Raw genomic sequence first — 15,301 nt, forward strand, 5'->3', positions numbered from 1 at the left:
TTATGCGCCCGTGTGCTTGCCTGCATCGGCGCCCGGCCCGTGCCGTTCGAACCAGCCGCGCACGCGGCGCGCGAGCGAATCGAAGCCGAGGTAGATCACGGGCGTCGTGAACAGCGTCAGCACCTGCGACACGATCAGGCCGCCGGCGATCGCGATCCCGAGCGGCTGGCGCAGCTCGGAGCCCGCGCCGGAGCCGACGATCAGCGGCACCGCGCCGAGCAGCGCGGCGAGCGTCGTCATCAGGATCGGCCGGAAGCGCAGCAGGCAGGCCTGGTAGATCGCCTCGCGCGGCGGCTTGCCTTCGACGCGTTCGGCCTCGAGCGCGAAGTCGATCATCATGATCGCGTTCTTCTTCACGATGCCGATCAGCAGCACGATGCCGATGATCCCGATGATGTCGAGGTCGTGCCCGGTGATCATCAGCGCGAGCAGCGCGCCGACGCCGGCCGACGGCAGCGTCGACAGGATCGTGATCGGGTGGATGTAGCTCTCGTACAGCACGCCGAGCACGATGTACATCGTGACGACCGCCGCGAGGATCAGGAACAGCTGGTTCGACAGCGACGCCTGGAACGCGAGCGCCGCGCCCTGGAAGCGCGTCTGGAACGAGCCGGGCAGGCCGATGTCCTTCTCGGCGGCCTCGATCGCCTTGACCGCTTCGCCGAGCGACGCGCCCGGCGCGAGGTTGAACGAGATCGTCGTCGACGGGAACTGCGACAGGTGCGCGACCAGCAGCGGCGACGGCCGCTCGTGGAACGACGCGATCGACGACAGCGGCACCTGGCCGCCGCCGGCCGACGGCAGGTAGATGTCGTTCAGCGATTGCGCGTAGTGCTGCTCCTTCGGCTCCGATTCGAGAATCACGCGGTACTGGTTCGACTGCGTGAAGATCGTCGACACGATGCGCTGGCCGAACGCGTCGTACAGCGCGTTGTCGACGGTCGCCGGCGTGATGCCGAAGCGCGCGGCGCTCGGGCGGTCGATCTCGATGTACACCGACTGGCCGTTGCTCTGCAGGTCGGTCGCGACGTCGGCGAGCGACGGCTCCTGCTGCAGCCGCGCGACGAGTTTCGGCACCCAGGTCGCGAATTCTTCCGAGTTGGGGCTCGTCAGCATGAACTGGTACTGCGTCGGGCTGACCGTCGAGTCGATCGTCAGGTCCTGCACCGGCTGCATGAACAGCGAGATGCCGGTGATGTTCGACACGCGCTGCTGCAGGTCGCGGATGATCTGCGCGGCGGTTTCGGTGCGTTCGTCGCGGGCCTTCAGGTTGATCAGCATCCGGCCGCTGTTCAGCGTGATGTTGCTGCCGTCGACGCCGATGAACGACGTGAGGCTGTCGACGTTCGGATCCTTCAGGATTGCGGCCGCGAGCGCCTGCTGGCGTTCGGCCATCGCGCCGTACGAGATCGACTGCGGCGCCTGCGTGATCGCCTGGATCACGCCGGTGTCCTGCGCGGGGAAGAAGCCCTTCGGCACGAACACATAGAGCAGGGCGGTCAGCCCGAGCGTCAGCAGCGCGACGACGAGCGTCGAGCGCTGGCGGTTCAGCACCCATTCGAGCGCGACCGCGTAGCGCGCGATCACCCAGTCGATTGCCCGGTGCACGCGCGCCTCGAAGCGGTGGCTCTCCGGCGGCGGCGAATGGCGCAGCAGCTTCGCGCACATCATCGGCACGAGCGTGAGCGACACGATCGCCGAGATCACGATCGTCACCGCGAGCGTGATCGCGAATTCGTGGAAGAGGCGCCCGACCACGTCGCCCATGAACAGCAGCGGGATCAGCACCGCGATCAGCGAGACCGTCAGCGAGATGATCGTGAAGCCGATCTGCCGCGAGCCCTTCAGCGCGGCCTCGAGTCCCGATTCGCCTTCCTCGACGTAGCGCGCGATGTTCTCGATCATCACGATCGCATCGTCGACGACGAAGCCGGTCGCGATGGTGAGCGCCATCAGCGACAGGTTGTTCAGCGAGAAGCCGGCCATGTACATCACCGCGAGCGTGCCGATCAGCGACAGCGGCACCGACAGGCTCGGGATGATCGTCGCGTAGACGTTCGCGAGGAACAGGTACATCACCAGCACGACCAGCGCGACCGCGAGCAGCAGCTCGAACTGCACGTCGCGCACGGCCGCGCGGATCATCGTCGTGCGATCGGTGACGATCTCGACGTCGAGCGCGGCCGGCAGCGTTTCCTGCAGCTTCGGCAACTGCGCCTTGATCGCGTCGACGGTCGCGATCACGTTCGCGCCCGGCTGGCGCTGCACGTTCAGGATGATCGCCGGGTCCGCATTCACCCACGCGCCGAGCTTGGTGTTCTCCGAGCCGGCGACGACCGTCGCGACGTCGGTCAGCATCACCGGGCGGCCGTTCTTGTACGCGACGACCGCGCTGTTGTACTGGTCGGCGCTCGTCAGCTGGTCGTTCGCGTTGATCGTGTACGCGCGCGTCGGGCCGTCGAAGTTGCCCTTCGGCGTGTTGACGTTCAGGTTCGAGATCGTCGTGCGCAGGTCGTCGAGGTTCATCCCGTACTGCGCGAGCGCGGTCGGGTTCGCCTGGATCCGCACGGCCGGGCGGTTGCCGCCCGACAGGCTGACGAGGCCGACGCCGGCGATCTGCGAGATCTTCATCGCGAGGCGCGTGTCGGCCAGGTCCTGCACCTGCGTGAGCGGCAGCGTCTTCGACTTGACGGCGAGCGTCAGCACCGGTGCATCGGCCGGGTTCACCTTCGCGTAGATCGGCGGAGCCGGCAGGTCGGACGGCAGCAGGTTGCCGGCCGCGTTGATCGCGGCCTGCACTTCCTGTTCGGCGATGTCGAGCGGCAGGTCGAGCGAGAACTGCAGCGTGATCACCGACGCACCGGCGGAGCTTTGCGACGACATCTGGTTCAGCGACGGCATCTGCCCGAACTGGCGTTCGAGCGGCGCGGTGACCGACGACGTCATTACCTCCGGGCTCGCGCCCGGGTAGAAGGTCTGGACCTGGATCGTCGGGTAGTCGACCTCGGGCAGCGCGGCGAGCGGCAGAAAGCGCAGCGCGACGAGGCCGGCCAGCATGATCGCCGCCATCAGGAGGGCGGTGCCGACCGGCCGGAGAATGAAGAGGCGGGATGGATTCATCGAGCGGCCCGCGCGTTACTGGGCCGCGGGGGCCGCGGCTTGCGACGCGCCGTGCCGGTGTCCGCCGCGATGGCCGGCTGCACCGGACGCAGCCGATGCGCCCGACGCCGCGCCGGCGCCGTGCACGCCCGAGGCGCCTTTCGGCTTGTCGGCCGGAATCGAGATCTTCGAGCCTTCGCGCAGGCGGTCCGAGCCGTCGGTCACCACGCGCTCGCCGAGCGTCACGCCGCTGACGATGCTCGTGCGTTCGCCGTCGACCGGGCCGATCGTGACCTTGCGCACGGTCACCGTGTTGTCGGGCTTCACGACGTACACGAACTGGCCGATCGAGCCGGTCAGCACCGCGGAGGTCGGCACGATCGTCGCGTTGCGCAGCACGTCGACGAGCAGCCGCGTGTTCACGAACTGATTCGGGAACAGCATGCCTTCCTTGTTATCGAAGTTCGCGCGCAGCTTGACCGTGCCGGTGCTCGTGTCGATCTGGTTGTCGAGCGTCGCGAGCGAACCCGTCTCGAGCGGCACCGTGTTGTTGCGGTTGTACGCGGTGACCGACAGCTTCCGGCCCGCGTTCACCTGCTTGAGGATCTGCGGCAGGTTGTCTTCCGACGTCGTGAAGATCACGCTCATCGGCTGCAACTGCGTGATCACGACGATGCCGTTGGTGTCGCCCGGCGTCACGTAGTTGCCGGGGTCGACCTGGCGCAGGCCGACGCGGCCCGACACCGGCGCCGTGATGCGCGCATACGTGAGGTTCAGTTTCGCGGAATCGATCGCGGCCTGGTCGGTCTTCACCGCGCCTTCGTACTGCTTGACGAGCGACGCCTGCGTATCGACGGTTTGCGACGCGATCGAGTCCTGCGACAGCAGCGTCTGGTAGCGCTTCAGGTCGAGGCGGGCCGTCGCGAGCAGCGCCGCGTCGCGCGCATGCGTGCCTTCGGCGTTCTCGAGCGCGACCTGGTACGGACGCGGGTCGATCTGCGCGAGCACGTCGCCCTTCTTGACGATCTGGCCTTCCTGGAACGACACCGATTGCAGATAGCCCGACAGTTGCGTCTTCACCGTCACGTTCGCGAGCGGCGTGACGGTGCCGAGCGCGGACAGCACGATCGGCATTTCGCCCTGCGTCGCGGTGGCGACCTGCACCGGCTGCGGAACGTTCGCCATCGCGGCGGGGCCGCCGCGGCCGCGATGGCTGCCAGCGGCCGCGCTGGCGCCCGCGCCTTGCGCTGAACTGCCTGCCGCGGGCGTGCGGTTCCACGGATGCCACCACAGCAGGCCGCCGATGACGACGACCGCGACGGTGCCGAGCAGCAGCGTGCGGCGCGGGCGCCGTGCGGCGGCGGGCGCGGGGTCTTTCGAAGGGGGCGTGGGCTTTTGTTCGTTATCCATCGTGTTCTGTCAGGAAGACGGCGCGGCGTGCCGGAAATCGGACTGCTGGGCTGCGCGTGGGCGTGCGGGTGACGGGACGGGGCGGCCCGGCTCGGTCCGGGGCCCCGCCGATCCGCGCGGGAAAAGAGCGGTGCGCGCCGCGAATGCGGCGCGACGATGGGCATGATCCTACGTGCCGTCCCCGTTACAGTCCAGCGGTCTATCTTTCAACGGGTTACGGTCGTTACAGAACGCGACACGGCGATGACGAAACGATTACACGCCGATGCGCCGGGCCGGCGCGCCGCCGATTTCGCGGGTGATTTTCGCGATGCATTCCTGCAGCGCGGGCACCACGTGTTCCTGCAGCCATTCGGGCGGGCACTGGTGCGACGCGCCGCCGCAATTCACCGAATAGCGTTGACCCGACGGGCCGACGAAACCGGCCGCGACCGCATTGAGGCCCTCGCGCCATTCGCCGATCGCGATCGCATGGCCGTCGCGCATCGCTTCGTCGAGCGCGGGCGTGAGGCGAGCGGACACGTGCGGCCAGTCGTCGCCGGCGGTGGTGCGCAGCGATTCGAGCAGCAGGCGACGCTCGTCGTCCTCCAGCGCGGCGAGATACGCGCGGCCGACGGCCGTACGCGCGATGTCCATCCGCGAGCCGATCTCGAGGCGCGTGACGAGCACGGCCGAGCGCGGGCGGATCACGTCGATCGCGACCATGTCGAGGCGGTCGCGCACCGCGAGGTGCACGGACAGCGACGTGCGTTCGGCCAGCTCGATCATGAACGGCCGCGAACGCGCGCGGATGTCGAAGTTGCGCAGGAAGCCGTGGCTCAGTTCGAGCACCGACGCGGTGAGCACGAAGCGCTCGCTGTCGGGCAACTGGAACAGGAAGCCGGCGCTGACGAGCGTCGCGGTGATGCGCGAGACGGTCGGCTTCGGGATGCCGGTCAATTCGGTCAGTTCGCGGTTGCTGACGGGCGCGTCGGCAGCCGCGATACGGCGCAGCACGGCGAGGCCGCGGGCGAGGGCGGTGATCTCGTCGGGTGACGATTCACGGTCCCGCGACGCGGGAGGGGTTACAGTTGTCGACACGAGGGATTCTCTCTAATTCCGAAACTCGATTTCAATTTTGTTGGTATTGTAGGACTATTGTCAAAAGATGCATGTTCCGTGGGTGAACCGGTCATTGGATGAGATTTTACGGGTTCACCCTTGGTTTATTAGGAAAACGCTCAAATGAGCGTTGCCGGAAAGTGCATGAACCGGTGCAAATACCGCTTGACTTGTCGGGCGGAAACGGAAAGAATGTCTCACGTTTTCGAAACATCGTTTCAAGAGTTTAACCGGCAACGATGTTTCGCGCAGTCTCTCAGGTTCTAGCACGGCCCTCGGAATGGCTAGAACTTTTTTAGCGCCACGGTCTCCGTGGCGCTTTTTTTTGCCTGTCTTCCGACGGTCCGCCCGGACGCGTCGGCCCGTATTATCTCCTGATCGCCACAAATGCCCGTCCGGGCCAGTTTCGCGCGTGCTGGCACGCGCGATGGGCGCCGTCTGCACGCTTCCCGCACGCAAAAAAAAGCGCGACGCCCGCAGTGGGCATCGCGCGTGAAACGGCGTGGAGCGCCGACGAATGAACGGTGATGAAGAAAGGACGCCCGGTTAGGGACGCCCGGTTAGGGACGCCCGGTCAGGGACGCCCTGCAGGGCGCAACGCCCCCTCGCGCGAGGCGGTCAGTCCTTCGCGAGCTTGATGCTGGTCTGCTCGGCCGTCAGGTAGCCGACGCTGGCGCCGAAGCGATCCTTGTAGTTCGCGCGCACGAGCGGGTCGAGCGTCGGCTTGACCTTGTCGTGCAGCGGCGCTTCCCAGTCGCCCGCGTGCTGGAAGTTGCTCATGATGTAGGTCCAGCCGTTGATCTCGTCGACCGCGTGCAGGCCCGTCGATTCGGCGCCGGCCGGGCACGACAGCACGCGCGCGAGCGACTTCGTGTCGACGTTGTAGGCCCACAGGAAGTTGTTCACGTGCATGCCCGAGTCTTCGCCGATGAACAGCGTGCGCAGCTTTTCGGAGAACTTCAGGTTGTCGGGGTTCGCGATCTTGTCCGGGTTCGCGAGGTTGCCGAGCGCATCGGCCGCGGCGAGGTCCTCGCCGACCAGCGCGGCCGGCGCGCCCATGTCGACCGGCACCCATTCGCTGTCGATCGCGCCGCCCGTCGTGTCGCGCTGGCCGGCCTTCAGGTTCAGCGCGTAGACGGCGCCCGCGGCGATCTTCTTGTCGACCGCGACGTCGCGCGACACCGCGTTGCCCTTGACCATCGACGTTTCGATCCGCGACATCGCCGTGTAGACGATCTTGTCCTTCGCGTTCACGGTCGTGCCTTCGAGCTTCGTGAACGCCATGCTGCCGCCGAGCAGCGCCGCGTAGCGGTGCGTCTCGAGGAACGCGGCCGCCTTTTCCATCCCCGGCTTCACGCGCATCCAGTTGAACTTGCCGCCGAAGTGGATCTTCGTGTAGCTCGCATCGTTCGGATCGGTGGTCACCAGGTCCATGATGTCCGACGCCTTCAGCGTGTTCGCGAGCGTCTCGATCTCGATGCTGGTCGCGTGGCCGATCTTGATCCACGTCAGCGTCGCGGTACCCGCGCCGGCGGACGACGTCTGCGTCCACTTCGCGACGTACAGCGTGCCGGCCGACAGGTCGGCCGCCTTGTCGGCGACGAACATGAACAGGCCGCCGTTGGTCGCGTCGTCGCCCATCATCACGGTGCGCTGGTCGGGCATCACCTGGATCAGCTCGTGCGAGATGCGGCCGAGGCAGTAGTGCTTCTTCACGGTGCCGGTGCCGTCCGGGTTCACGGTGATCTCGGGCAGGTGGCCGTAGTGGTAGGGGTTCGCCTTCGTCTCGTCGCCGAACGTGTTCTTGCTGAACGCCTTGAACTGCGCGTCGGTCGCGGCCTTCGTCGCGTCCGGCTCGTATTCCTCGCTCGACAGGTGCGTGCCCCACGGCGACAGGCTCGCGCCGCAGGTGATCCACAGGCCGTGTGCCTTCGACGTGTCGACGTTGTGGTACTTCACGACCTTCAGCGCGCCGGTGGCCGGGTCCTGGTCGAGCGTGAGCACGGCGATTGGCGACGGCAGCTGGCCGTACTGCGACGCGCTCGCCTGGTCGCGCGTCGTGTATTCGAACTGCACGACCGCGAACACCGTGTTGCCCTTCACGCCGGGCACGTTCGCGTTCTTCAGCGTCAGGAGCGAGCTGCCGTCCGGGCAGTCGGAATAGAACTGGCGCTCCTTGCCGGCGACCGAGCGATCGATGATCGGCTGGTTGTTGATGTCGTAGTAGCCGCCCGCGAGCGTCGTGCCGCCCTTGCCGTCCGGCACCATGTCGCCCGTCACGAAGAACGGCCGGTACGCGAGCTTGAAGTTGCGCGACGAGCCGTCCGAGAACGACACCGACAGCGTCGAGCCGACCGTCGTCGTGGCCATCGCGGCCGCGTTGTCGAGCGTCGGCGCGGCCATCGCCGAGAATGCCGCCGACGTATAGGCAGCGGCGACCGGGGCCGGCGTCGACGCGGGATCGTCGTCGCCGCCGCAACCCGTCAGCAGGGCCGGCAGCGCGAGGCCGGAAAGGGGAAGCATCGGCGCGCCGGCGAGGATCTTCAGGGCCTGACGACGGGAAGCATTGGGCAACGCGGGCATGTGGAGTCCAGTTTCGGTTGTTGGAAGAATGGCCTTCGCGAAGCGGGCGAGCGGCAAGCTCCGCGAAGGCATATTGAAAACTGGACGGAAGTGTAAGGACGATAGATGAAAGTTTTTTGAATTGAAAACGTAATGACGCGTCCGGGGGCGTTCAGCGGGTCAATCGCGCTCGGGCGTGGCCGAGATGCGGTGGATCGACAGGTCGGCGCCGTCGAATTCGGCTTCGCGGTCGAGACGCAGGCCGACGGTCGCCTTCAGCGCGCCGTAGACGAGCGTGCCGCCCGCGCTCGCGAGTGCGATGCCGCCGAGCGTGCCGACGAGCTGCGACAGGAACGACACGCCGCCGAGGCCGCCGAGCGCCGGCTGCCCGAACACGCCGGCCGCGATGCCGCCGAGCGCGCCGCACATCCCGTGCAGCGGCCAGACGCCGAGCACGTCGTCGATGCGCCAGCGGTTCTGCACGCAGGTGAACATCGCGACGAACAGCGCACCGGCTGCGGCGCCCGTGACGAGCGCGCCGATCGGGTGCATCACGTCGGAGCCCGCGCATACCGCGACGAGGCCAGCGAGCGGCCCGTTGTACGTGAAGCCCGGGTCGTTGCGGCCGGCCATCCATGCCGCGAGCGTGCCGCCGACCATCGCCATCAGCGAGTTCACCGCGACGAGGCCGCTGATCTTGTCGAGCGTCTGCGCGCTCATCACGTTGAAGCCGAACCAGCCGACCGCAAGCACCCAGGCGCCGAGCGCGAGGAACGGGATGTTCGACGGCGGGTGCGCGGCGATCCGGCCGTCCTTCGCGTAGCGGCCGTGGCGCGCGCCGAGCAGCAGCACGGCCGGCAGCGCGACCCAGCCGCCGAACGCATGCACGACGACCGAGCCCGCGAAGTCGTGGAACGGCGCGCCGAACGCGTGCGTGAGCCAGGCTTGCACGCCGAAGCGCTCGTTCCACGCGATCCCTTCGAAGAACGGATAGATGAAGCCGACGATGATCAGCGTCGCGACGAGCTGCGGGTTGAACTTCGCGCGCTCCGCGATGCCGCCGGACACGATCGCCGGGATCGCCGCGGCGAACGTCAGCAGGAAGAAGAAGCGCACGAGCGCGTAGCCGTTGTGCTGCGACAGCGTGCCGATGTCGTCGAAGAATTCGACGCCGTACGCGATCGTGTAGCCGATGAAGAAATACGCGAGTGTCGACACCGAGAAGTCGACCAGGATCTTCACGAGCGCGTTGACCTGGTTCTTCTTGCGGACCGTGCCGAGTTCGAGAAATGCGAAGCCCGCGTGCATCGCGAGCACCATGACGGCGCCGATCAACAGGAACAGGGTGTCGACGCCGGATTTCAGACCATCCATGCCGTTACTTCCTTGCGCAAAAAACGGGCAAGGAATGCAAGTATCGAGCCAACCTGGTGAACGACTGCGTGAAATTGGTGCCCGGTTGCCGCGCGATGCGGCATTCCGGTGAATCGCGCACGGGATCGGGGCATGATCGAGGGCGAGCGACGGCGGTGCCGGCTGCACGCACGTGGTGCGGCGCGTGCTGAATTGGTGCGTACGACGAACGAAGCGGTGCGCGGCGTGCGCGGTCACGCACCGATCTGGCGCGTCAGTGGCGCGCGAACAGCGCGGGCGGCCGGCGCAGCCGCAGCGCGCACGCCGACCAGTAGGCGGCGACGGTCGCCAGCCCGAGCGCGGCGAACGCGAGCGCCGCGAAGCCCGCGAGCGACTGGCCGTCGCCGTCGGCGCCGAGGATGCCTTGCGCGACGATCAGCGCGGCCGTCCAGAAGCCGATCACGGCCTGCGTGAGCAGACGCGCGCACGCGATGCGGCGCGGACGCCCCGATTCGGCGAGGCGGCGCGCCGACGGCGCACGCAGGCACAGGAACAGGGTGGCGGCGAGCAGCGCGGCCAGGACGATGAGCCAGTCGACGAGGAAAGCCATAACGAGGAAAAGTGGGGGACACGTACGAAGCGGATTGAAGCGTGCCCACTTTAGAGGCATGGCGCGTGCGATTGAATCAGACGAATCCGAAATTGAAAGGCATTTTTAATGCCGGGTCGTGATTGGGCCTGTTCCACAGGCGGTATCATCGACACCGGTCCAACCACGAGGTCGTGCAACGCGCGGCCGGAGATTGCTGATGAACATGAAGACATCGCGGGCGCGTCGCGTGCCCGGGTCCGTGCTGGCGGCCGTGGCCGCCGGTGCGCTGCTGTTGCTCGCGGGCTGCGAGAAGTCCGGTACGCCGGTCGCGCAACCCGATACGGCCGCGAGCGCGGCCGCCGACGCCGCGAACAATGCGGCAAAGGCGCTCGACCAGGTGGCGAGCACCGTCAACCAGCAGATCAACGCGGCGAAGGCCGGTATCGCGTCCGCGGCGTCGGCCGTGCCGCCGTTGTCCGCGAGCGGCCTCGCGTCGGCCGCGCAGGCGCAGATCGACGCGGCGGCGTCCGCGGTCGTCGCGCATGCGGCTTCCGAAGCGGGCGCGAAGATCGCCGAAGCCGGCAAGAAACTCCAGCAGTGGAGCCAGCAGAGCGCCGCGGGGGCCAAACCCGCGAGCGGTGAATGACGCGGGCTTGCACGATCCGCAAAATGTAATTATTATGGTTACACATGTCGCCGGTTGCGGGTCGGGCCGGCGTCGCCGAGTGAGTCAGGAATGAATACCAGCAGCCGGTTCGCGTTTGCCGTTCACGTGCTTGCCTTGCTGTCGATGCAGGAAGGCGTACCGTTGTCGTCCGACATCATCGCGGGCAGCGTGAATACGAATCCGGCGCTGATTCGCCGGCTGCTATCGATGCTGGCGGCCGCAGGCCTGACCACGTCGCAGCTCGGCGCGGGCGGCGGCGCGCTGCTGGCGCGCGAGCCCGGCGAGATCACGCTGCTCGACGTGTATCGCGCGGTCGACGATGCGCAACTGTTCGCGCTGCATCGCGAGGCGCCGAATCCGGCATGTCTCGTCGGGCGGCACATTCAGAGCGCGCTGACCGGCTATATCGGCGACGCGCAGCGCGCGATGGAGGCGTCGCTCGCCACGCGCACGCTGGCCGACGTGACGGCCGACATGCTGGATCTGGAGCAGCGCACGCAACGGGCGGCGCGCGCCGGCGGGTGACCGGCGCCGGGTGCCACGGGTATCCGGCGGCAGGCAGGGCGGGAAGCCGGACGGCGCGTACGCGCGGCGATCGGCACGACGGGGGCTTTGCCCCGTTTTTTTCGGTCTTATATGTAATTGAGTGTGTTACACATTTTCATTTCTGGAGAATCGATATGACGCAACGTTCATTGAATATCGCGCTGTTCGGCGCCACCGGCATGATCGGCACGCGCATCGCGGCGGAAGCCGTGCGGCGCGGCCACCGCGTCACGGCGCTGTCGCGCCATCCGCACGCATCCGTCGACGGCATCACCGCGAAGGCGGCCGATCTGTTCGACGCGGCCAGCATTGCGGCCGCGCTGCCGGGCCATGACGTCGTCGCCAGCGCGTACGGCCCGAAGCAGGAAGACGCGGTGCAGGTCGTCGCGGCCGCGAAGGCGCTGGTCGCCGGCACGCGCCAGGCCGGCCTGAAGCGGCTCGTCGTGGTGGGCGGCGCCGGTTCGCTCGAAGTCGCGCCGGGCAAGCAGCTCGTCGACACCGAAGGATTCCCGGAGGCATACAAGGCGCAGGCGCTCGCGCACCGCGATGCGCTCGACTACCTGAAGACGGTCGCCGATCTCGACTGGACCTTCTTCGCGCCGGCCGCGCTGATCGCGCCGGGCGAGCGCACCGGCACGTTCCGCACGGGCGTCGGCAAGCTGATCGTCGACGCGCAGGGCAACAGCAAGATCTCGGTGGAAGACTACGCGGTCGCGTTCGTCGACGCACTCGAGCAGGACAGCTTCGTGCGCGAGATCGCGACGGTCGCGTATTGAGCGGCATGACGGCCGGCGGGCGGTGAGCGCCGGCCGGCCCGGCGCGACGTGCGAGCCGCGACGCGCAGTCAATTTCAGGCGATGCCACCCCGGCGGTGGCGTCGCCTGTTTCGTTTGGCGCGGCGGACGAATCGTCTGCGTGCCGGATCGGTATTTACACCGGTCGACGCGCCGCGGCAGTTTTCATATTGTTCCCCGTTGGGCAGGATGAATAGAATAAATTTCTATCGACGAGGGAATGGAGAAATGGACGCCATCGATCGCAAGCTGCTGGAGCTGCTGCAGGCGGATGCCACACTGCCGATCGCGGAACTGGCACAGCGCGTGAACCTGTCGCAGACGCCATGCTGGAAGCGCGTGCAGCGGCTGAAGGAAACCGGCGCGATTCGCGCGCAGGTCGCGCTGTGCGATCCGCGCAAGCTCGGGGTCGGCACGACCGTGTTCGTCGCGATCCGCACGAACCAGCACACCGAGGAATGGGCGCAGCGTTTCACGCAGGCGGTGCGCGACATGCCGGAAGTGGTCGAGGTCTACCGGATGAGCGGCGAGACCGATTACCTGCTGCGCGTCGTGGTGGCCGGCATCGACGACTACGACCGCGTCTACAAGCAACTGATTCGCACGGTGCCGCTGTTCGACGTCAGCTCGTCGTTCGCGATGGAGCAGATCAAGTATTCGACCGCGCTGCCCGTGCGCGATCTGGCCGAGCCCGCCTGACGGGCACCCCGCCGCGCCGGCCGCGCGGCTTCAGCGGCCGCGCGCGAGCGCGCGTGCGCGTTCGTCGGCCAGCGCGTCGCGGCGCACGAAATCCGCGACGAACGGGCTGGCCGGATGATGGTGCAGCGCATACGGCGTATCCCATTGCGCGAGCTGCCCGTCCTTCATCACGCCGATCCGGTCGGCGATCGCGAACGCTTCCGCCTGATTGTGCGTGACCAGGATCGCGGTGTGGCCCGTGTGCTTCAGGATGTCGCGCAGCTCGAACGCGAGCCGCTCGCGCGTATCGACGTCGAGATTCGAGAACGGCTCGTCGAGCAGCAGCAATTCCGGCGACGGCGCAAGTGCGCGCGCGAGGGCGACGCGCTGCTGCTGGCCGCCCGACAGTTCGTGCGGATACGCATCGCCGGAATCGGCGAGGCCGACGAGTTCGAGCATCTCCGCGACGCGCAGGCGCCGTTCGGCCTTCGGCAGGCGCCGCAGGCCGAACGCGACGTTGTCGGCCGCGCTCAGGTGCGGAAACAGCGCGTAATCCTGGAACATCATGCCGATGCGCCGGCGCTCGGGCGGCACGTCGAGCGACGGCGCCGCGACGGGCGTGCCGTCCAGCACGATGCGTCCCATGCGCACCGGTTCGAAGCCGGCGATCGCGCGCAGGACGGTGGTCTTGCCGCAGCCGGACGCGCCGAGCAGGCAGCCGATGTCGCCGCGCGGCAGCGCGAGGCTCAGGCCGTCGACCACGGTGCGGCGGCCGTGCGGCGTGTCGTAGGCGACGCAGAGGTCGTCGAGTTCGAGCAGGTTCACGGTGTCAGGCTCCGATCTTGTGGCGGGTGCGAGCGAGCAGGATCACGGGCACGAGCCCGGCCAGCACGATCGCGAGCGCGGCGACCGCGCCTTCTTCATAGGTGCCGCGCGCGGCTTCCGCATACAGCCAGGTCGCGAGCGTGTCGAAATTCAACGGGCGCAGCAGCAGCGTCGCCGGCAATTCCTTCATCGCGTCGACGAACACCAGCAGCGCGCTCGTCGTGAGCGCGGGCCGCAACAGCGGCAGGTGAACGCGGCGCAGCGTGCCGCCGGCCGTCTCGCCGAGCGAGCGCGCGGCCTGTTCGAGCGACGGCGGAATGCGTGCGAGGCCGGCCTCGATGCCGCCGGCCGGGATCGCGAGGAAACGCACGGTATAGGCGATCACGAGCGCGGTGGCCGAGCCCATCAGCAGCAGCCCGTCGCGGCCGAGCGCCGCGCCGAACAGCCGGTCGGCCGCCGCGAACGGAATCAGCAGGCCGATCGCGAGCACGGTGCCCGGCACCGCGTAGCCGAGGCTCGCGATCCGCGCGCACAGGCGGGCAGGGCCCGTACGGGCGCTGTCGCGTTGCGCGCGGGCGGCCCACGCGACGACGAGCCCGCACGCGAGCGTCGTGGCGGTGGCGGCGGTCGCGATCGTCAGCGTGTTCGCGAGCCCGGTCATCAGTTGCGCGGAGACGCCGCCGACGAGGTGCAGCCGCTTGGCCGTTTCGACCGCGAGGTACGCGGCCGGCGCGCCGAAGCCGAGCAGGACGGGCAGCCAGCCGAGCACGGCGGCGCCCAGCGCGGCCGCGCCGGTCAGGCGGCGCGGCGCGATCGGCCGCATGCGCCGGCCGTGCGCATAGCGCTGGCGGCGGCGCCCGTAGCGTTCGAGCGCGATCATGCCGACGACGATCGCGAGCATCGCCAGCGCGATCTGCGCGGCGCCGGCGAGATCGGAGCGCGTGATCCACGTCGTATAGACGGACACGGTCAGCGTCTGCACGCCGAGAAATTCCGACGCGCCGATATCGTTCAGCGTTTCGAGCAGCGCGAGGCTCACGCCGACCGCGATCGCCGGGCGGGCCAGCGGCACGACGACGCGCCAGAACGTCGCGAGGCGGCCCGCGCCGAGCGTGCGCGCGGCTTCGAGCAGGCTCGCGGACTGCGTGACGAACATCGCGCGCGTGCTCAGATAGACATAGGGATACAGCACGAAGCCGAGCACGAAGATCGCGCCGGGCAGCGAGCGCAAATCGGGCAGGCGGAACTGGCGCGGGCTGTCGAAGCCGAGCAGCCAGCGGATCGCGCCCTGCACGGGGCCGATCGGATGCAGCAGGTCGAGATACGCGAACGCGACGATGTAGGTGGGCACCGCGAGCGGCAGCAGCAGCGCCCAGGTCAGGATCCGGCGGCCGGGAAAATCGTAGGCGGTGACGAGCCATGCGCAGCCCGTACCGACGACGGACACGATCGCGCCGACGCCGGCGAGCAGCAGCAGCGTATTGACGAGCGCGTGCGGCAGCACGAATTTGGCAAGATGCCGCCAGTGTGCGAGATCGGCGTCGAACGCGGCGGCCACGAGCACCGCGAGCGGCGCCGCGACCGCCGCGGCGATCGTCAGCGCCGCGAGCAGCCACAGGCTGCCCGCGCGCGGCCGCAGACGCGGCCACGGACGCGGGCCGCGCGGCTCGCGGC

The 15,301-nt window shown here is 68.2% G+C and carries 12 protein-coding genes; 4 read left to right on the top strand and 8 right to left on the bottom strand.

The genetic code is table 11. The features are described from left to right. The 6 genes from H0X90_RS05290 to H0X90_RS05315 form a co-directional block, all read right to left on the bottom strand. Entirely contained in the window at positions 1–3,120 is a 3,120-nt protein-coding gene (locus H0X90_RS05290) for an MdtB/MuxB family multidrug efflux RND transporter permease subunit (protein ID WP_077189607.1), read from the bottom strand. A 15-nt stretch (positions 3,121–3,135) separates the two neighbouring features. Then, the gene (locus H0X90_RS05295) at positions 3,136–4,509 is read right to left on the bottom strand and encodes an MdtA/MuxA family multidrug efflux RND transporter periplasmic adaptor subunit (RefSeq protein WP_048989222.1); all 1,374 of its coding nucleotides are present in this window, start codon (positions 4,507–4,509) and stop codon (positions 3,136–3,138) included. A gap of 255 nt (positions 4,510–4,764) precedes the next feature. Continuing rightward, positions 4,765–5,589: an IclR family transcriptional regulator gene (locus H0X90_RS05300; protein ID WP_006497679.1), complete on the bottom strand. Its 825-nt coding sequence runs from the start codon at positions 5,587–5,589 to the stop codon at positions 4,765–4,767. Between the two features lie 639 nt (positions 5,590–6,228). Continuing rightward, positions 6,229–8,193: a PhoX family phosphatase gene (locus H0X90_RS05305; protein WP_060263105.1), complete on the bottom strand. Its 1,965-nt coding sequence runs from the start codon at positions 8,191–8,193 to the stop codon at positions 6,229–6,231. Positions 8,194–8,352: 159 nt separating this feature from the next. After that, positions 8,353–9,546, bottom strand: a complete 1,194-nt coding sequence (locus H0X90_RS05310; protein ID WP_006483862.1) for an ammonium transporter — start codon at positions 9,544–9,546, stop codon at positions 8,353–8,355. A 253-nt stretch (positions 9,547–9,799) separates the two neighbouring features. Next, positions 9,800–10,135, bottom strand: a complete 336-nt coding sequence (locus tag H0X90_RS05315; protein ID WP_006493329.1) for a hypothetical protein — start codon at positions 10,133–10,135, stop codon at positions 9,800–9,802. Between the two features lie 199 nt (positions 10,136–10,334). On the opposite strand from H0X90_RS05315, the gene H0X90_RS05320 reads away from it, so the two are divergent. From H0X90_RS05320 to H0X90_RS05335, 4 genes are all read left to right on the top strand, one after another. Beyond that, on the top strand, positions 10,335–10,763 hold the full coding sequence (locus H0X90_RS05320) for a hypothetical protein (RefSeq protein ID WP_006484403.1): 429 nt from the start codon (positions 10,335–10,337) through the stop codon (positions 10,761–10,763). Positions 10,764–10,853: 90 nt separating this feature from the next. After that, positions 10,854–11,309 (top strand): Rrf2 family transcriptional regulator, encoded by a 456-nt coding sequence (locus tag H0X90_RS05325; RefSeq protein ID WP_006484400.1) that lies wholly within the window; start codon positions 10,854–10,856, stop codon positions 11,307–11,309. Positions 11,310–11,464: 155 nt separating this feature from the next. Continuing rightward, positions 11,465–12,106, top strand: coding sequence for an NAD(P)-dependent oxidoreductase (locus H0X90_RS05330; RefSeq protein WP_006497676.1), 642 nt, complete (start codon positions 11,465–11,467; stop codon positions 12,104–12,106). A gap of 246 nt (positions 12,107–12,352) precedes the next feature. Beyond that, positions 12,353–12,823: an Lrp/AsnC family transcriptional regulator gene (locus tag H0X90_RS05335; protein WP_006484401.1), complete on the top strand. Its 471-nt coding sequence runs from the start codon at positions 12,353–12,355 to the stop codon at positions 12,821–12,823. 30 nt (positions 12,824–12,853) lie between these two features. Here H0X90_RS05335 and H0X90_RS05340 read toward each other — a convergent pair whose 3' ends face one another. Beyond that, a complete protein-coding gene (locus H0X90_RS05340; RefSeq protein WP_048989219.1) occupies positions 12,854–13,627 on the bottom strand; it encodes an ABC transporter ATP-binding protein in 774 nt (257 codons plus the stop codon). Between the two features lie 4 nt (positions 13,628–13,631). Continuing rightward, positions 13,632–15,266 (bottom strand): iron ABC transporter permease, encoded by a 1,635-nt coding sequence (locus H0X90_RS05345; RefSeq protein WP_227739795.1) that lies wholly within the window; start codon positions 15,264–15,266, stop codon positions 13,632–13,634. Positions 15,267–15,301 lie beyond the last annotated feature (35 nt).

It is taken from the genome of Burkholderia sp. 9775_39 (assembly GCF_015712225.1).
Lineage (GTDB): Bacteria > Pseudomonadota > Gammaproteobacteria > Burkholderiales > Burkholderiaceae > Burkholderia > Burkholderia cenocepacia.

What these genes read in the sequence shown, in the direction of transcription:
- H0X90_RS05290 (WP_077189607.1), bottom strand. Translation starts at nt 3,120, where the DNA reads ATGAATCCATCCCGCCTCTTCATTCTCCGGCCGGTCGGCACCGCCCTC.
- H0X90_RS05295 (WP_048989222.1), bottom strand. Translation starts at nt 4,509, where the DNA reads ATGGATAACGAACAAAAGCCCACGCCCCCTTCGAAAGACCCCGCGCCC.
- H0X90_RS05305 (WP_060263105.1), bottom strand. Translation starts at nt 8,193, where the DNA reads ATGCCCGCGTTGCCCAATGCTTCCCGTCGTCAGGCCCTGAAGATCCTC.
- H0X90_RS05310 (WP_006483862.1), bottom strand. Translation starts at nt 9,546, where the DNA reads ATGGATGGTCTGAAATCCGGCGTCGACACCCTGTTCCTGTTGATCGGC.
- H0X90_RS05315 (WP_006493329.1), bottom strand. Translation starts at nt 10,135, where the DNA reads ATGGCTTTCCTCGTCGACTGGCTCATCGTCCTGGCCGCGCTGCTCGCC.
- H0X90_RS05320 (WP_006484403.1), top strand. Translation starts at nt 10,335, where the DNA reads ATGAACATGAAGACATCGCGGGCGCGTCGCGTGCCCGGGTCCGTGCTG.
- H0X90_RS05325 (WP_006484400.1), top strand. Translation starts at nt 10,854, where the DNA reads ATGAATACCAGCAGCCGGTTCGCGTTTGCCGTTCACGTGCTTGCCTTG.
- H0X90_RS05330 (WP_006497676.1), top strand. Translation starts at nt 11,465, where the DNA reads ATGACGCAACGTTCATTGAATATCGCGCTGTTCGGCGCCACCGGCATG.
- H0X90_RS05335 (WP_006484401.1), top strand. Translation starts at nt 12,353, where the DNA reads ATGGACGCCATCGATCGCAAGCTGCTGGAGCTGCTGCAGGCGGATGCC.